Source organism: Nonomuraea sp. NPDC049421 (genome assembly GCF_040677005.1).
GTDB classification, from domain to species: domain Bacteria; phylum Actinomycetota; class Actinomycetes; order Streptosporangiales; family Streptosporangiaceae; genus Nonomuraea; species Nonomuraea salmonea.
Genome location: NZ_JBFAQA010000014.1, coordinates 1 through 17,025, shown reverse-complemented (window position 1 = coordinate 17,025; position 17,025 = coordinate 1). Strand labels below are relative to the sequence as shown.

Below are 17,025 nucleotides of genomic sequence, written 5' to 3'. Positions count from 1 at the left end.
GGTGTGAGATGACGCTGCTCGCCTCCCGGCCCGCCGCGCCCGCCCGCGTACGCGCCCGCCGCCGCCTCAGGCCGGGCCGCCCGATCAGGCTGGGCTTCCTGCTGGGCCCGCTGCTGCTGCTCGCCCTCTGGGCGCTCGCCTCGGCGACGGGCCGGCTCGACCCCCGGTTCCTGTCGGCGCCGTGGACCGTGGTCGCCACGGCCGGCGACCTGATCGCGAACGGCCGCCTCCAGGACAACCTGCTGACCTCGGTCGGCCGGGTCGCCTCGGGCCTCGCCATCGGCGTGCCGCTGGGCACGGTGCTGGCGCTGGTGTCCGGGCTCAGCCGCTGGGGCGAGGCGATCATCGACGGCCCGGTGCAGATCAAGCGGGCCGTCCCGTCGCTGGCGCTGATGCCGCTGCTCATCCTGTGGCTGGGCATCGGCGAGGGCATGAAGATCACGGTCATCGCGGTCGGCGTCCTCGTGCCCATCTACATCCACACCCACAACGGCCTGCGCGGCATCGACAGCCGCTACGTCGAGCTGGCCGAGACCGTCGATCTGCGGCGCGGCACGTTCATCAGGAAAGTGGTGCTGCCGGGGGCGCTGCCCGGATTCCTGCTGGGGCTGCGGTTCGCGGTCACGACGGCGTGGTTGTTCCTGGTGGTGGCCGAGCTGATCAACTCCACCAGCGGCATCGGCTACATGATGGACCTGGCCCGCACGTACGGTCAGACCGACGTCATCCTCGTCGGCATCGTCCTGTACGGCCTGCTCGGCCTGTTCTCCGACGCCGCGGTCCGCCTGGTCGAAAGGAGGACGCTGTCGTGGCGACGGACGTTGGCGAGCTGATCCGCGTCGAGCGGCTGACCCGCGTCTACGGCGCCCGCAAGGTGCTGGACGGCCTCGACCTGGAGCTGGCGCCCGGCGAGTTCACCGCGCTGCTCGGCCGCAGCGGCTCGGGCAAGAGCACGCTGCTGCGTGCCCTGGCCGGCCTGGACGGCGACGTGGCGGGCGGCGGCGCGGTGCGGGTGCCCGACGAGGTGTCGGTGGTCTTCCAGGACGCCAGGCTGCTGCCCTGGCAGCGGGTGCTGCCCAACGTCGTGCTCGGCCTGACCGGGGCCGGGGAGCGCGGCCGGCAGAGCCTGGCCGAGGTCGGACTGGCCGGGCGCGAGCGGGCCTGGCCGAACGAGCTGTCGGGAGGCGAGCAGCAGCGCGTCGCGCTGGCCCGGTCCCTCGTACGCGAGCCCCGGCTGCTGCTCGCCGACGAGCCGTTCGGCGCGCTCGACGCCCTGACCAGGCTGAAGATGCACCGGCTGCTGCGCCGCCTGTTCGAGCAGCACCGCCCGGCCGTGCTGCTGGTCACCCACGACGTGGACGAGGCCATCGCGCTGGCCGACCGGATCCTGGTGCTCGACTCCGGCCGCATCGCCACGGAGCTTCGGCCCGACTCCGCCGCCGACCCCGCCGAGACCAGGGCCGTGCTGCTGCGGGCGCTCGGCGTCACCGGGGAGGAGTGATGGTCGCACTCGCGCGGCTACTTGAGCGGCGGCCCGGCCGGGTGGAGCATCATGTCCAGGTCTGCTTCACCCGCTTTCCGAGTCTTCCTACTAAATCTATGGGAAAATGAGTTCATGAGCCTGGACGAGATGCGCGCGTCGAGTGCCCGCGCCGACACGCCGCTGACCGCCGCCATCCTGGCCGGCCGGTGGGTACGCTCGGCCGCCGTCGATGACGAGCACGGCCGGTGGTGGCAGGCCAACCCCGACACGCGCGGCGCGTCCGCCGTCACCGCCGAGCCCTGGTCCCTCTACTCGGGGGCCGCCGGGGTCGTGCTGTTCTTCCTGGAGCTGGCCGCCGCCACCGGGCACGAGGCGTACCTGGAGGACGCCAGGGCCGGCGCCCGCCGGCTCGCCGCCACCTGGCGCGAGCAGGACGACCTGACCCTCTACCACGGCCTCACCGGCGTGATGATCGCGCTCATGGAGGCCGGGTGGACGCTCGGCGAGCCCGCGTTCGAGTCCGAGGCCGCGGCCATCGCCGACCACATCGTGCGCAAGGGCACCGAGCGGGGCGACGGCGTCCAGTGGTCGCGCGATCCGGCGCAGCGCGGTGAGGGCGGCATCATCCTCGGGCTGCTGCGGGCCGCCACGCACCTCGGCGTGCCCGCGTACGAGGAGGCCGCCGTGGAGGCCGGGCTGCGCGTCGCCCGGCTGCCAGTCCCCGGCCACCGGTTCGGTGACTGCGCCGACCTGCCGGTGGACGCCGTCACGCCGGGCTTCCTCGCCGGCACGTCCGGCACCGCGTACCTGCTGGCCCGCCTGTACGGCGTCACCGGCGAGCGGCGCTTCCTCCACGCCGCGCGCAGCGGCGCCGCCTTCGTCCGCGAGGTCAGCGTCGTGAGCGGGCGCTGCGCGGTCGTGCCGCACCACGTGCCGCACGCGCGCGGCCTGCACTACCTCGGCTTCTGCTCCGGCTCCGCCGGCGTGGCGCGGATGTTCTACGAGCTCTACCGGGTGGACGGCGACCCCACCGACCTGGAGTGGGCCGAGCGGCTGGCGCGCGGCATCATCAGCAGCGGAGCGCCGCGCCGCCGCACCGAGGGCTACTGGAACGTCGCCTGCCAGTGCTGCGGCACGGCCGGCGTGATCGAGCTGTTCGTCGGCCTGTGGGCGGCCACCGGTCACCGGGACCACCTCGACTACGCCTACACGCTCGCCGCCGACCTGATCGGCCGCGCCACCGACCACAACGGCCAGGGCTACCGCTGGTACCAGGCCTACCGCCGGCTCCGCCCCGGCGAGGTCACCGCCGACACCGGCTACATGGTCGGGGCCGCCGGCATCGGCTCGGCCCTCCTCCACCTCGACGCCGCCGGCCTCCCCGACCGCCCCCGCCGCATCGTGCTCCTCCCCGACAACCCCTTCCCGTCGATCCCCCTCCCCACCTCAGCCGTCAACGACGACTGAGCACCGCATCCCGCGCGGGTCAGCGGGGAGCCAGCAGGTCGGTGATGCGGAGGAAGCCGTCTTCGCCGTGGCCGAGGCCGATCACTCTGCGGGCCAGGCCCTCCGCCGCGCGCATCACGCTCGCGTCGATGCCGCGTTCCTCCGAGGCCTGGACGATGTGCTTCATGGAGGAGGCGGCTGAGGTGATCGGGTTGACGTCGCCGGAGAAGGAGCCGGTGTCCGCCTCCTCCGCGCCTGTCTCGATGAGCGGGGGCAGGATGGCGGCGATGCCCTGCGCGAAGGGCGCCAGTTCCCGCGCTGTGACGCCCTCCGCCTTGGCCAGGGCCAGCGCGTGGGCGTAGCCGGCCATGGCGGTCCAGAAGATGTCGAGCAGCGCCAGGTCGTAGGAGGCCGCCCGGCCGATGTCGGCGCCCAGGTGGGTGTGGGTGCCGCCGAGCGCGTCCAGCGCCGGCTTGTGCTCGCGGTAGAGCTCCTCGGGCCCGCTGTGCAGGAACACGGCGTCAGGGGTGCCGATGCCGTGCGCGGCCGCCCACGCGCCGGTCTCCCGGGCGCGGGCGGGCGTGTCGGCGGTCAGGTTGACCAGGGTGCGGCCCTTGAGCGCGGAAGTGACCGCCTCCCTGCCTACGATCGCGTCGGCCGCGTCGTAGTCGACCACGCAGAGCACGGTGAGCGGGCTCGCGGCCACCGCCGATTCGGGGGAAGAGGCGCCCGCCGCGCCGCGGGCGACCAGCTCGCGGTCCCTGCCCGGCGTACGGTTCCAGACGGTGACGGCCAGGCCCGCGTCCAGGAGGGCGCCGGCCAGCGCCCGGCCCATCGGGCCCAGACCGAGCACGGTGACGGCAGACTGTGGGGTGGATGCGGACATGCGTGAAGACTCCTTGACGAAAGTGCTGAAGGTGGGATGGCGATGACGCGCAGCAGGGCACAGGACACGAACGTGTGCGGGGTGACCGCCGCGATCGCCGTGATCGACGGCAAGTGGAAGACGCTCCTGCTGTGGCTGCTGGAGTCAGGCCCGTGGCGGCCGGGTGAGCTGCTGCGGCAGGCGCCGGGGCTCAGCGAGAAGGTGCTGACCCAGACGCTGCGCGAGATGGAGGCCGACGGTCTCGTCCACCGGGAGGTCTACGACGTCCGGCCGCTGAAGACCGAATACTCGCTGACCCCGTTCGGCCAGGACCTGGCCGACGCGCTGGCACCCCTCGCCGACTGGGGCCACCGCCGCCTCGAGAGGCTGGCCGCGACCCGGCAGGTCTCGTGACGCGCACCGCCCCGGCCTCCCTCGAACGTCCGGCTGATCCCGGCGGCCCTCCGCCGCCATGACCTCAGCTTCGTCCGGGGACGGCCGGAGCGGCAAGTACCCACTAAAAAGTGGGTATCAGGCGTACGCCCTGACCTCCGCCACGCCGTTCAGTCCCGTTCGGGCTGGACGAGGCCGCCTGCATCGACGGCGCGTCGCCGTGGCGGGTGTTCTGGACGATCGTGCTGCCTCATCGCGCCGATCATCGTGCTCTTCTTCCTGCGGCGTTACTTCATCGAAGGGGTGACGCTCACCAGCATCAAGAACTGATACACGGCGATGGTCGGGCGTCGCGCCGGCGTAGTGCTAGGTGCGGGTGGCGGCCTCGTCGTCCATCGACTCCCAGGCCGCCTGCGCCCGCCGGTGCCAGCGGTTGCGCAGGTCGTGGAAGACCGCCGCGGCGCGCGGCCCCGGCCAGTCGGGACGCAGCAGCTCGGCCGGCAGGTCGGGGTCGAGGAACGGGAAACGCCGCCACTCCTGGATGAGCTGCACCTGCGCGGCGAACACCGCCTGCTCGGCGTCGGCCGTCCGGAGGGTGGTGAAGCGGTCGATGAAGGCCAGGTAGCGCTGCTCCACGTCGTCGAGGTCCCAGGCGGAGGCGATCAGCGCCGCGGGGTCGCCGATGCCGGTCGCGGGTCCCGTCCAGGAGAAGGCCCGGTCGCCGAGCCCGAGCTCGGTGATGACGTCGCGCACGGCGGCCTCCTTCGAGGCGTCCGGCACCACCCACAGGCCGGGGGAGGGGGAGCCGAGGCCGAGCCAGGTGAGCCGGGTGCGCAGCCGGTGGCGCAGCCGCCGCTGGGCCTCCGGCACCCCGGCGGTCAGCACCAGCCAGCGGCCGTCCCAGTCGTGCGGCCCGCGCATGAAGCCGTAGATGCGCTCGGCGCCCTCGCGCAGCAGCCGGTCGCCCGCCGGCGTCAGGCTCCAGCGCACCCTGCGCCCGTGGCGGGCGGGGGAGAGCAGCCCCTGCGCGGCGGTCCGCGACAGCGCCTGCCGGGCCGACTTCTCCTCCACGCCGAGCGCCCCGAGCGCGGCCACCAGCGTGCCCGTCCACACCTCGCCGCCGCGCGGCAGCACGAACTCGCCGAGGATCGTCAGCAGCAACGCGGGCGCCCCCGCCGCCTCGCGCGCCCGCCCCGCCGGCGTCGCGATCTCCAGGGCCTTCGCAAGCTCGACCACGTGTGCTCCTCAGTCGGAACAATTTGCTACAAAAATCTGACGATACCTGCTTCCGGCGTCGAATGTCATGGCTGATCTTCCGGCGCCGCCGAGCGTAATGTACGGGACATGCTCGACGGCCGCCCGCTCATCGACGCCCACGTTCACGTGCCCGTGCTCGGCACGCTCAAGCCCGCCTGGCTGGGCTGGGCCCGGCGGTTCGGCGCCGACGGCGTGCTGGACGACGTCTGGGACGCCGCAGGCCGGCCCCGCCCGGGCAGGCTCGACGCGTTGTTCGCCGCCGAGGGCGTGGACGTGGCGCTGCTGATGTGCGAGTACAGCCCCAAGGCGACCGGCACGCAGGAGTTCGAGGACCTGCTGCCGATCGTCGAGCACAACCCGCGCAGGTTCCGCCCGATCGCGAACGTCAACCCGCACCTGCACTACCCGATCGCCGCCGAGGTGCGCCGCCAGCTCGCACTTGGGGCCGCCGCGCTCAAGTTGCACCCGGTGCACGGCGGGTTCCGCTGCGACGACGCCGCCCTCTACCCCGCCTACCACGTGCTGGAGGAGAGCGGCGTGCCGCTGGTCGTGCACTGCGGCACCAGCACGTTCCCCGGCTCGGCCAACGAGAACGCAGACCCGGCCTTCCTCATCCCGGTCCTGCGCGACTTCCCCGGGCTCCACGTGGTGCTCGCGCACGGCGGGCGCGGCTGGTGGTACGACGCCGCCGCCTTCCTCGCGCTCGCGCACGACACGGTCTGGCTGGAGCTGTCCGGCCTGCCGCCCAAGCGGCTGCCCGAGTACTACGCCCGCTACGACCTGGCCCGACTGGCCCGCAGGTGGATCTTCGGCACCGACTGGCCCGGCGTCCCCGGCACCGCCGCCAACGCCCGCGACGTCGCCGCACTGCTCCCCGTCGAGACACCCGATCTCGTCGCCGCGGTGCTGGGAGGCAATGCCCGGCAGGTCTACGCGGGTCTCCCTGACATATTTCACGCATAACAAGTAGGAAATGTTGACTTATCCGGACATGCGGCTTAGCGTCGAGGACATGAGCCAGGGCTTCCTCCTGACCACGCGCCCCCACGTGGACTTCTGCCATGTCGCCGGCGCGCAGTGTCGCTGATCACGGACCACCGCCCGCGGCGTACCGCCGCGTTCTCCCTCGTCCCCCTCGTGCTCCGGCGTGGCCGACGCCGTCCACGCGCCCGCTGACGAACCCGTACACCGTGCTCGCGCACCACACCGCCAGGGCGCCGCGCGCGCACGCCTTCCCTGTGAGGAACGATCCCGTGATCCCATCCCCGACCAGCCCAGCACCGACCAGCCCAGCACCGACCACCACGACCCGCGACCGAGAAGGGAGGGGCCGGGCATGACCGACACGATGCCCGGACGCGCCGTCGGCGCCGAATCGTTCCGCCGGGCACTCGCCGTGCACGCCAGCGGCGTCGTGGTGATCACCGCCCAGAACGAGGGCGTCCCGGTCGGCATGACCGCCACCTCGTTCTCCTCGGTCAGCCTCGAACCGCCGCTCGTCTCCTTCTACGTCGACCAGTCCTCCACCACCTGGCCCTGGCTGCGCACCGCCGACCACTTCGCCGTCAACATCCTGTCCGGCGACCAGGCCGGCCTGGCCGCCAGGTTCGCCCGCAAGGGCATCGACAGGTTCGCGCCGCCCACCCGCTGGCGGCCTGGACCGCTCGGCGCGCCGCTGCTCCAGGACGTCTCCGCGCACCTGGTGTGCCTGCCGTACGAGACCGCCGACGTGGGCGACCACGTGCTCGTCGTCGGCCTGGTCGCCGACGTGCGCACGCACGGCGACGGCCGGCCCCTCCTCTACCACCAGGGCCGCTTCGGCCGGTTCCACCCCGAAGACTGAGCCGGAGCTGAGCGTGACCGTTTACACCGGGCCTTCCACCAGGACGGGGACCCCCGCCTGCGCCAGTCCCGTCGACCGCACCGCCTATCGCCGCCGTCACCGACCGGCTCGGCCTGGCCGGCACCGTCAACGCCACCTTCAACGAGCCGTACGAGCCGGCCCGCCGCGTCTTCACCGGGCACGGCACGCTGGAGGAGGGGCGCAGCATCAGGACCGGCGGGGGCGCCATGCGCTTCGCCACGCCCGCCGAGGCCGCCGCGCACGTCTGGACCGGCGAGGACCGCGCCCTGGTCAAGGACCGCGTCGACACCCAGTTCGTCGGCACGCCGGGCCAGGTCGCCGAGCGGCTGCGCACCCTGCGGCGGGTGACCGGGGCCGACGAGCTACTGGTCACCACCACTACCCACGACCACGAAGACCGCGTGCGCTCGTACGAGCTGCTCGCCGACGCCTGGAACGGCTCGTGAGACGCCCCGCCCCGAGCGGGCCCAGAACAAGGCCAGGCGTCAACGACCACGTCGCGCCGCCCAAGACCGCGGCCAAGCTGGAGATCGCGCTGGAGTCGTTCGAGCGGATGCGCGACGAGACCGCCGCCATGGGGGCGCGCACCCCGCATGAGCTGATGCGCCGCGCCGAGGTCGCGCGGCGACGGGGCCATGGAGTTCGTCAAGCGGCCCGTGGAGCCGTACGTGGTGCCGGTCGAGGAGGTCACGCCCGTCCCCGCCGAGCCGGTCGTGCCCGGGACGGTCGGGACGGCCGTCGTCGCCCGCCGCGCCACCCGCGAGCGCCGCCAGGAGGCCGCGGTCGGCCGCTCGCCGCGCCCTCACCTTCGGCTAACATTCGTTTATCCAAATATTTGGATGGATGAGGAGAGCATGGTGAAGGTGCTGATCGTCGGGGCCGGGGCGTTGGGGCAGGTGTTCGGGGTGCGGCTGGCCGCGGGAGGGGCCAAGGTCGGGTATCTCGTGCGGCCGGGGCGGGAGAGCTGGGGAGGAGGTTCGCTGTACCGGCTCAGGCGGGGCAGGGCGCCGGTGCACGAGCGGCTCGAACCGTACGAGGTGATGAGCGAGGCGCGCGACGAGCACTGGGACATGGTGTGGTTGTGCGTCGACTCGACCGCGCTGCGCGGCACGTGGACGGCGGCGCTGCGCGCGGCGACCGGCGCGGCGACGGTGGTCACCATCGGTCAGGACCCGGGCGACCTGGACGCCCTCGCCGAGGTCTGGCCGCAGGAGCAGATCGTGCAGGTGATCCCCAGGCTGCTCGCCTACCAGGCGCCCCTGGGGAGTGGGGTGCCGGGGCAGGGGGTGGCGTACTGGGTGCCGCCTGGCTCGGCGATGGGCGTCGAGGGGGAGCGCGCCCCGCGGGTCGTCGCCGCGCTGCGCGCCGGTGGCCTGCGGGCCAGGCGGGTGACGCGGGCCGGTGCGGCCGAGCTGGCCGCCGCCCGCATGATCCCGTACATCGCCGCGCTGGAGATCTCCGGCTGGCGGCTGCCCCTGAAAGGGGCTCGGCTGCGCGCCGCCGGCGACGCGGTGAGGGAGGCCGTCGCCGTGGTGTCCGCCCGGCACGGGCGGCGCGCGCCCGCCTCGGTTCCGTCGTGGGCCGTGGGGCCGGCGTTGCGCGTCCTGCCCTGGTTGCTCCCCTTCGACCTGCGCCGCTACCTGGAGGCGCACTTCACGAAGGTCCGCGCCCAGACGCGGCTCATGCTGGCCGGCTGGATCGCCGTAGGCGAGGCCAGGGCGCTGCCGGTGGGCGCCCTGTCCGCCCTGCGCGACGCGCTGCCGGCATGAGCGGCGGCCCGATCGAGGCGGCTGACGTGGCGGCGCTGTTCGCCACGACCCGGCCGCTGTTCACCGCCCTGGGCGACGAGCGCCGCCAGGAGATCGTGGTCTTCCTCCTGGAGGCCGCGGCCCCGCGCACCGTCGGCGACATCGCCGCGCACCTGGAGCTGTCGCAGCCCGCCACCAGCCACCACCTGAAGATCCTGCGCCAGGCGGGCCTGCTGAGGGTGCGGCGCAGCGGCGCCCTGCGCCTGTACGAGCTCGACGCCGCCGCCTGCCCCGGCCTCCTGACGCCGATGCGCGACCTCATCGCGAAGATCATCGCCTGCTCCTCCTGACGAGGGCCACGCCGGGGGTCGCTCGTGCCCCGGCGGACGGCCCGGGCGCGAGGCTCGCCAAAATGGGGGTGGGGGTTTTGGGGGAAGTCAGACAGAATTGGCGAAGTGTGCCGCTATTTGAGGATTGGGCGGTGCACGGCCGATTTATGGTTCATCGAGTGATTGGCGATTGCATGGCGGGCGAGCACACGCGCAAGGTACTCGTGGTACGAGGCGGCTGGGAGGGCCACGTCCCGGTGGCGGCCACCGACCTCTTCGTGCCCTTCCTGGAGAAGAACGGCTTCGAGGTGCAGCTGGCGGACAGCCCTGCCCCGTACGCCGACAGCGCACTCATGGCCGAGATCGACCTCGTCGTGCAGTGCTACACGATGGGCACGATCGAGGCGGACCAGCTCAAGGGCCTGCGGGCGGCCATCGAGGCGGGCACGGGGATGGCCGGCTGGCACGGCGGCATCGCCGACTCCTTCCGCAACTCCTCCGACTACCTGCACCTCATCGGCGGCCAGTTCGCCTGCCACCCGGGCAAGCACCCCGACGACCCCGACGCGGGCACCGAGCGGCACAACTTCGTCCCGTACACGGTGAACATGCTGCCCGAGGCGGCCGCGCACCCGATCACGCAGGGCATCGAGGACTTCGACCTGGTCACCGAGCAGTACTGGGTGCTGACCGACGACTACATCGACGTGCTGGCCACCACGACGCAGAAGGTGCGGCCGTGGGATCCGTGGCACCGCGAGGTGACCTCGCCGGCCATCTGGACCCGCCGCTGGGGCAAGGGGAAGATCTTCGTGGCGACTCCCGGGCACAGCCTGGACGTGCTGGAGCAGGACAGCGTGCGGACGATCGTCGAGAGGGGCATGCTGTGGGCCAGCCGCTGACCGTCGGCATCGTGGGCTGCGGCGCCATCTCGGCCCAATACCTGACGACCATCGCCCGCCTGCCCCAGGTCCGGCTGGTGGCGGTGGCCGACCTCGACCCGGAGCGGGCGCGGGCGGCGGCGGAGCCGTACGAGGGCGTCGAGGTGCTGGACGTGGCCGCGCTGCTCACGGACCCGCGCATCCAGGTGGTGATCAACCTCACCATCCCGGCCGCGCACGCGGAGATCGCGCTGCGGGCCATCGCCGCGGGCAAGGACGTCTACTGCGAGAAGCCGCTGGCCGCGACGGGCGAGGACGCCAAGCGGGTGCTGGAGGCCGCCGGCCAGGCCGGGGTGCGGGTGGGCTGCGCGCCCGACACCGTGCTCGGCACCGGCGTCCAGACGGCCAGGGTCGCCATCGACGAGGGCCTCATCGGCCGTCCCATCGCGGCCACGGCGACGATGATGACGCCCGGCCACGAGCGCTGGCACCCCAACCCCGACTTCTACTACGTGCCGGGCGGCGGGCCGCTCCTGGACATGGGCCCGTACTACATCAGCAGCCTGATCACCATGCTCGGCCCGGTGGCCACGGTCATCGGGGCGGCCAGCAGGACGCGGGCCAAGCGCACGATCGGCTCGGGGCCGCGCCAGGGCGAGGCGATCCCGGTCACCGTGGACACCCACGTCACCGGCGTGCTCGTGCACGAGTCGGGCGTGCTGTCCACGCTGGTCATGAGCTTCGACGCGGTCGCGACCCGCGCGCCCAACATCGAGGTGCACGGGGAGCGGGGCTCGCTCGTCGTCCCCGACCCCAACCGGTTCGACGGGCCGGTGCTGCTGACCAAGCTCGGCGACCAGGCCGCGCGGGAGCTGCCGGTCTCGGCCGGGTACGCCGAGGCGGGACGCGGCGTGGGCCTCATCGACTTCCTGTCCGAGCGGGAGCCCAGGGCGGGCGGCGCGATGGCGTTCCACGTCCTGGACGTCATGGAGTCGCTGCTCGCCTCGGCGCACTCCGGCCGTTCCGTGGACGTCGAGAGCACCTGCGAGCGGCCCGCCGCCGTGGCGTTCTGCGACCCCGCCACGCGCGAGTAGGAAACCTTCGAGCGATCCCGGCCGGGCCCGGTCACGGCCGGGATCGCGGGCCGCCGCGGGCGAACCGGCCGGGGACCCGCCGCCGCGCCCGCCGCCTCCCGGACGTTTAATGAGGTCAGGGAGGAGACCTATCTGATGACTGAAACCGCGGCGGAGATGCCCGTCTACATGCGCCGCTCGACCTTCACCCCGGATCCCGGCCTCGCGCGGATCCGCGAGGAGGAGGGCGTGCGCAAGGTCAGCACCTCGTTCGGCATCGACGTCTGGATGGTGACCAGGTTCGCCGACGTCAGGGAGGTGCTGGGCGATCCCGCGCGGTTCAGCAACGCCCGCCAGCCCGGCTACCGGCCGCCGGGCGCGCCGGAGTTCAGCGACGACGAGGTGCGGCGCATGCGGGCGGGCAACCTGCTGATGTTCGACCCGCCCGAGCACACGCGGCTGCGCCGCATGCTCACCCCCGAGTTCACGATGCGCCGCATGCGCCGCCTGGAGCCGCGCGTCAAGGACATCGTCACCGCCCACCTCGACGCCATGGAGGCGGCGGGCCCGCCGGCCGACCTGGTGTCGGCGTTCGCGCTGCCGATCCCGTCGCTGGTGATCTGCGAGCTGCTCGGCGTCCCGTACGAGGACCGTGACGACTTCCAGCGCCGCAGCGGCACCACGCTCGACCTGTCGCTGCCGGTGGACCAGCGGGTCGCGGCCCAGCTGGAGTCGCGCGCCTACATGACCGAGCTGGTCGGCCGCGCACTCAAGGACCCCGGCGACGACCTGCTCGGCATGCTCGTCCGCGAACATGGCGACGACCTGTCCGCCGACGAGCTGATCGGCATCGGCGGCCTGCTCCTGCTGGCCGGCCACGAGACCACCTCGAACATGATCGGCCTCGGCACGCTGGCGCTGCTGCGCCACCCCGCCCAGCTCGACCTGCTGCGCAAGGAGCCAGAGCGGTGGGGCGCGGCGGTCGAGGAGCTGCTGCGCTGGCTCAGCATCGTGCACTCGGGCACGTTCAAGGTGACCACCACGGACGTGGAGGTGGCGGGCGTGCGCATCCCGGAGGGCGAGCTGGTGGTCTGCGTGCTGCCGGCCGCCAACCGCGACCCCGCGCTCGTGCCCGACCCCGACCGGCTCGACGTCGCGCGCGGCGAGATGGGCCACGTCGCCTTCGGCCACGGCGTGCACCACTGCCTCGGCGCGCCGCTGGCCAGGATGGAGATGGGCATGGCCTTCCCGGCGCTGTTCGAGCGGTTCCCCGGGCTGCGCGAGGAGGGCCCGCCCGCGGAGTTCCGCTCCTTCAACATCGTGTACGGCCTCACCTCGCTCCCCGTCGCCTGGTAACGCTCAGCCCTTGAGCCCCGTGAACGTCATGGTGGCGACGAACTGCCGCTGCGCCGCGACGAACCCGACGATCAGCGGCAGCGTCGCCACCACGTTCCCGGCCATGAGCAGCGACCACTGGGTGTGCCTGGTGCCCTGGAAGTTGGCCAGGCCGAGCTGGATCGTGTAGTTGCTCTCGTCGCTGATGGCGATGAGCGGCCAGATGAGGTCGTTCCACGAGCCGAGCAGCGTGAACACGGTCAGCGTGGCCAGCGCGGGCTTGGCCAGCGGCAGCACCACCCGCCAGAACACGCCGAACGTCGTGCACCCGTCGATGCGGGCGGCGTCCTCCAGCTCGGCGGGCAGCGACAGGAAGAACTGCCGCATCAGGAAGATCCCGAACGCCGACGCCAGCCACGGCACGAACGCCGCCGCCAGCGTGTCGATCAGGCCGAGCCGGCTGAACATCACGTACGTCGGGATCATCAGCAGCTGCGTCGGGATCATGATGGTCGCCAGGATCATCAGGAAACCGGCCTGCTTGCCGAAGAATTTCAGCCGGGCGAAGCCGTACCCGGCCATCGAGCACAGGACCAGGTGCGACACCACCCCGACCGCGGCCACGATCACCGTGTTGAGCAGCCACAGCAGCGCCGACGACTGACTGAACAGGCCGGCGAACCCGTCGAGGGTCAGCCGGCTCGGGATGAAGCGGGGCGGGAAGCGGTTGATGTCGCTGTCCGGCATGAACGCGGTCAGCACCATCTGCACCAGCGGCAGCGCGAACAGCAGCGCCAGCGGCATCAGCAGCAGATGCCACGGGCTGAACGGCAGGCGTCGCATCAGAAGGCCTCGATCTTGCTGCGCCGGGAGTAGAGGATCATCCCGACGGTGATGAGCATGGTGGCGGCGAACAGCCCGTACGCGACGGCCGAGCCGTAGCCGAACTTCGTGAGCTTGAACGCCTGGGTGTAGACGTAGTAGACGATCGTCTGGGTGGCGCCGAGCGGGCCGCCCCTGGTGGTGGTGAAGACCAGGTCGAACAACTGCAGCGCGGTGATCGTCTGCCAGATGGAGGTGAAGACGGTCACCGGGCCGAGCTGCGGCATCGTGACGTGCCGGAAGACCTGCCAGCGGTTGGCGCCGTCCATGCGGGCCGCCTCCACCACGTCCTTCGGGATGTCCTGCAGCGCGGCCAGATAGACCACCACGGTGAAGCCGACCTGCCCCCACAGCGCGATCAGGCAGATCACCGCGAGCGCCTGCGACTGGCTCTCCAGGAACTGCTGCTGCGGCAGGCCGAGCGTCCGCAGGACGCTGTTGGCGGCGCCGTACTGCGGGTTGAAGACGAAGCTCGCCAGGATGCCGGTGGCCGCCGCCGACGCCACGAACGGGATGAAGATGCACGTACGGTAGAAGCCGACCAGCTTGATCGGCCGGTTCAGGGCGACGGCGACGAGCATGCCGAGGAAGATCGACGCCGGCACGAACAGCACCGTGAACACCAGCGTGTGCCGCACCGCCGCGAGCAGGTCCGGGTCCTGGGCCATGAGCTCGTAGTTCAGCCAGCCGATCGGCTTGGCGGGGGAGATGCCGTTCCACTTCTGCCGCGAGATGAGGAACGCCCACACCGCCGGGAAGATCGACAGGCCCACCACGAGCACGGTGGCCGGGCCGGCGAAGCCCCATCCGGTCAGGGTGCGGTGCAGCCACCGCACCCTGCCGGACGGCGGCGCCGAGACGTGGGCGGCCGGTCGCCGGCGCCCGGCGAACAACACCGACATCGTCAGCCCCCGGCCAGCGCGACGGCCGACTTCTGCGCCGCCTCGTCGAGGGCCTGCTTGGGCGGCGCCGCGCCCTGCATGGCCTTGGCGATGGCCTCGCCGACGTGCCGCGACATCTCCACGTAGCCGCTGACCGTGGGCCTGGCCTGCTTGGCGTTGGCCAGGTTGGCGACCATCTTCTCGACGCCCGGGTACTCCTTGACGTACTTCTCGTACTCGGGCAGCTTCGTCTCCGAGTTGCGCAGCGGCAGGTTGCCCTGCGTCAGGTTCCACTGGGCGTCGCCCTCGGCCGAGGTGAGCCACTTGATCAGCTCGAACGACCAGTAGGCCCGGTTGGCGTCGCCGTTGTCGAACAGCGTCCACAGGTCGGGTCCTGAGACGGTCTGGTGGTCGCCGTTCGTGCCGGGCAGGAAGGCCACGCCGTAGTCGGTCTTCTTCTGCTTGAGGTCGTACAGCGACCACGGCCCGTTGATGATCATGCCGATGCGGCCGTCCGCGAACAGCGGCGCGTAGCGCTCGTCGGTCTGGTCGAGGTAGACGCTCTTGTCGTCCACCGCCATCGCCCGCAGGAACTCCAGCGCGTCCACCCCGGCCTGCGAGTTGAACGCGGCCTTCTTCTGGTCCTGCGACAGGATGCTGCCGCCGCGCTGCCACAGCAGCGGCCAGAAGTGCCAGGTCGTGTCCTCGGAGGCGCTCACCGAGTACGCGGTGCCGTAGATCTTCTCCGCCGGGTCGGTCAGCTTCTTGGCCGCCGCGCGGAAGTCGTCCCAGGTCCACTCGTCGGTCGGGTACGCCACGCCCTTGGCGTCGAAGAGCTTCTTGTTGTAGAGCAGCGAGAGGTTGTCCACGATCGCGGGGAAGCCGATGACCTGCCCGTTCGGCGTCGCGGTCGAGCGGGCCGCCTCGGGGAACTCCGCCCACTTGACCGCCGGGTCCTTCACTTTCTCGGTCAGGTCGAGCGTCTTGCCCGACTCCTGCAGTTGTGAGGCCCAGCTTCCGAAAGCGTAGGAGATGTCGGGGTAGACGCCGCTGGCGAAGCCGGCGGAGAGCTTCTGCAGCAGGTCGTCGGTGGTCGAGGCGCCGGAGGAGACCTCGATCGTCACGTTGGGGTGCTGCTGGGTGAACTTCGCCGCCAGCCCTTCCAGGACTTTCTCGGCGTCCGCCGTCTGGCCCGTCCACCAGGTGAGCTTCACCTTCGCCTGCGGGTCCACCGTCTTCGCGCCCTCCTGCGCCGACCCCCCGCAGCCCCCGGCCGCCAGGACGATCGCCGCGACCAGGGCCGCCGCGGTTCTTCTTCGCACTGTGGATGCTCCTCCCGGAATGATTGGAGCCAATCATGGTTACTTTCGAAGTCTTGTCAATACCTTCGAAAAATCGCAAGGCTTGACAAGCTTTCACAACACCTGAAACGGTGCCGTGGTGTCCAGAACGACCTTCGACCTGCTTGTCGTCGGCGACGCCAACCCGGACGTGATCGTCTCCGGCGCGCCTCGCCATCCCGAGTTCGGCCAGCGGGAACAACTCGTCCCCGCGGCCGGCCTGGTGCTCGGCGGCTCCGGTGCGATCACCGCGTACGGCGCCGCCCGGCTCGGCCTGCGCACCGCGTTCGTCGGCCGGGTGGGGGACGACCCCGCCGGGGCCTTCGTCCTGGACGCCCTGCGCTCCGGCGGCGTCGACGTCTCCGCCTGCGTCGTCGACCCCGACGTGCCCACCGCCATGACCGTGGTGCTCGTGGACGGCGACGACCGGGCCATCCTCACCGCCTCCGGCTGCCTCGACCGGCTCGGCGCCGGCGACGTGCCGCGCGGGCTGCTGGAACGGGCCGCGCACGTCCACGTGTCGTCGTACTTCCTCCAGCCGCGGCTCGCCGCCGGGCTCGCCGGGCTGTTCGGACTGGCCAGGGCGGCCGGGGCGTCCACCTCGCTCGACACCAACGACGACCCGGCGGGACGGTGGGCGGGCCTCGCCGAGGTCCTGCCCGTCACCGACGTCCTGCTCCCCAACGAAGCCGAAGCCCTCGCCATCGCCACCGCCGTCGCCGGCCCCCCACCGGCCGCCGGCGAGCACGGCGAGCCCGATCCGCTGCTCTGGGCCGTACGGCAAATGGCCGCCCTCGGCACGCTGCCCGTCGTCAAGCGCGGCGCGCTCGGCGCGCTCGCCTTCGCCGACGGAGAGCCCGCCGAGGTGCCCGCCACCCCCGCTACCGTCGTGGACGCCGTCGGCGCGGGCGACAGCTTCAACGCCGGCCTGCTCGCCGCGCTCCTGCGCGGCCTGCCGCTCAAGCAGGCCATGACCGTGGCCGTGACCTGCGGCACCCTCTCCACCCGTGCCGCCGGGGGCACCGCGGCCCAGCCCAACTGGGAGGAAGCAACCTCTTGACCTCCTCCCCCCCTGTGAACGAGGGGGGATTCCCACGGTTGCCCGTGGGGCTTCCTGCTTCACCGCCGGTCGCCCGCCCGGGAAAGGAACTCTCGTTGAGGTCTTACACCAGCTCCACAGGCGTTTCACCGCTCCGCCGGCCCGGCGGCGAGGATGTTTCCGATCGTTCGTCCGGTGGCTTGGTCATC

General features: G+C 72.2%; 18 protein-coding genes. 13 read left to right on the top strand and 5 right to left on the bottom strand.

The features are described 5' to 3' along the window. Positions 1-8: 8 nt before the first annotated feature. The 3 genes from AB0K18_RS23910 (at position 9) to AB0K18_RS23900 (ending at position 2,950) form a co-directional block, all read left to right on the top strand. The gene (locus tag AB0K18_RS23910) at positions 9-833 is read left to right on the top strand and encodes an ABC transporter permease (protein WP_364917781.1); all 825 of its coding nucleotides are present in this window, start codon (positions 9-11) and stop codon (positions 831-833) included. Then, complete coding sequence (locus AB0K18_RS23905; RefSeq protein ID WP_364917778.1) at positions 809-1,501, top strand: ABC transporter ATP-binding protein; 693 nt, start codon at positions 809-811, stop codon at positions 1,499-1,501. Before AB0K18_RS23910 ends, AB0K18_RS23905 begins: the two co-directional genes overlap by 25 nt. A gap of 114 nt (positions 1,502-1,615) precedes the next feature. Then, a complete protein-coding gene (locus AB0K18_RS23900; RefSeq protein WP_364917775.1) occupies positions 1,616-2,950 on the top strand; it encodes a lanthionine synthetase LanC family protein in 1,335 nt (444 codons plus the stop codon). Between the two features lie 19 nt (positions 2,951-2,969). On the opposite strand, the gene AB0K18_RS23895 is transcribed toward AB0K18_RS23900, so the two are convergent. Continuing rightward, positions 2,970-3,878 (bottom strand): NAD(P)-binding domain-containing protein, encoded by a 909-nt coding sequence (locus AB0K18_RS23895; protein WP_364918308.1) that lies wholly within the window; start codon positions 3,876-3,878, stop codon positions 2,970-2,972. Here AB0K18_RS23895 and AB0K18_RS23890 point away from each other — a divergent pair. After that, a complete protein-coding gene (locus tag AB0K18_RS23890) occupies positions 3,858-4,208 on the top strand; it encodes a helix-turn-helix domain-containing protein (protein WP_364917772.1) in 351 nt (116 codons plus the stop codon). The genes AB0K18_RS23895 and AB0K18_RS23890 overlap by 21 nt on opposite strands. Before the next feature lie 345 nt (positions 4,209-4,553). Here the strand turns inward: AB0K18_RS23890 and AB0K18_RS23885 are convergent, their stop codons facing one another. Continuing rightward, entirely contained in the window at positions 4,554-5,423 is an 870-nt protein-coding gene (locus AB0K18_RS23885) for a PaaX family transcriptional regulator C-terminal domain-containing protein (protein ID WP_364917769.1), read from the bottom strand. Positions 5,424-5,531: 108 nt separating this feature from the next. Between AB0K18_RS23885 and AB0K18_RS23880 the strand changes: the two genes are divergently transcribed. The 8 genes from AB0K18_RS23880 (at position 5,532) to AB0K18_RS23845 (ending at position 12,695) form a co-directional block, all read left to right on the top strand. After that, a complete protein-coding gene (locus AB0K18_RS23880; protein ID WP_364917766.1) occupies positions 5,532-6,407 on the top strand; it encodes an amidohydrolase family protein in 876 nt (291 codons plus the stop codon). A 373-nt stretch (positions 6,408-6,780) separates the two neighbouring features. Then, positions 6,781-7,287, top strand: a complete 507-nt coding sequence (locus AB0K18_RS23875) for a flavin reductase family protein (protein WP_364917764.1) — start codon at positions 6,781-6,783, stop codon at positions 7,285-7,287. Positions 7,288-7,514: 227 nt separating this feature from the next. Further along, a complete protein-coding gene (locus tag AB0K18_RS23870) occupies positions 7,515-7,754 on the top strand; it encodes a hypothetical protein (protein WP_364917761.1) in 240 nt (79 codons plus the stop codon). A gap of 189 nt (positions 7,755-7,943) precedes the next feature. Next, entirely contained in the window at positions 7,944-9,077 is a 1,134-nt protein-coding gene (locus AB0K18_RS23865; RefSeq protein ID WP_364917759.1) for a 2-dehydropantoate 2-reductase N-terminal domain-containing protein, read from the top strand. Continuing rightward, complete coding sequence (locus AB0K18_RS23860) at positions 9,074-9,406, top strand: metalloregulator ArsR/SmtB family transcription factor (RefSeq protein WP_364917756.1); 333 nt, start codon at positions 9,074-9,076, stop codon at positions 9,404-9,406. Before AB0K18_RS23865 ends, AB0K18_RS23860 begins: the two co-directional genes overlap by 4 nt. Positions 9,407-9,564: 158 nt before the next feature. After that, positions 9,565-10,287, top strand: coding sequence for a ThuA domain-containing protein (locus AB0K18_RS23855; RefSeq protein ID WP_364917754.1), 723 nt, complete (start codon positions 9,565-9,567; stop codon positions 10,285-10,287). Continuing rightward, entirely contained in the window at positions 10,272-11,360 is a 1,089-nt protein-coding gene (locus AB0K18_RS23850; RefSeq protein WP_364917751.1) for a Gfo/Idh/MocA family oxidoreductase, read from the top strand. The genes AB0K18_RS23855 and AB0K18_RS23850 overlap by 16 nt, the downstream gene beginning before the upstream one ends. A gap of 135 nt (positions 11,361-11,495) precedes the next feature. Next, a complete protein-coding gene (locus AB0K18_RS23845) occupies positions 11,496-12,695 on the top strand; it encodes a cytochrome P450 (RefSeq protein ID WP_364917748.1) in 1,200 nt (399 codons plus the stop codon). 3 nt (positions 12,696-12,698) lie between these two features. Here the strand turns inward: AB0K18_RS23845 and AB0K18_RS23840 are convergent, their stop codons facing one another. The 3 genes from AB0K18_RS23840 to AB0K18_RS23830 are packed head-to-tail and all read right to left on the bottom strand — an operon-like array spanning position 12,699 to position 15,759. After that, the gene (locus AB0K18_RS23840; RefSeq protein WP_364917746.1) at positions 12,699-13,517 is read right to left on the bottom strand and encodes a carbohydrate ABC transporter permease; all 819 of its coding nucleotides are present in this window, start codon (positions 13,515-13,517) and stop codon (positions 12,699-12,701) included. Continuing rightward, complete coding sequence (locus AB0K18_RS23835; RefSeq protein ID WP_364917743.1) at positions 13,517-14,458, bottom strand: sugar ABC transporter permease; 942 nt, start codon at positions 14,456-14,458, stop codon at positions 13,517-13,519. Before AB0K18_RS23835 ends, AB0K18_RS23840 begins: the two co-directional genes overlap by 1 nt. 2 nt (positions 14,459-14,460) lie before the next feature. Beyond that, the gene (locus AB0K18_RS23830; protein ID WP_364917740.1) at positions 14,461-15,759 is read right to left on the bottom strand and encodes an ABC transporter substrate-binding protein; all 1,299 of its coding nucleotides are present in this window, start codon (positions 15,757-15,759) and stop codon (positions 14,461-14,463) included. A gap of 118 nt (positions 15,760-15,877) precedes the next feature. Here AB0K18_RS23830 and AB0K18_RS23825 point away from each other — a divergent pair, with 118 nt between their 5' ends. Beyond that, positions 15,878-16,837: a carbohydrate kinase family protein gene (locus AB0K18_RS23825; RefSeq protein ID WP_364917738.1), complete on the top strand. Its 960-nt coding sequence runs from the start codon at positions 15,878-15,880 to the stop codon at positions 16,835-16,837. Positions 16,838-17,025 lie beyond the last annotated feature (188 nt).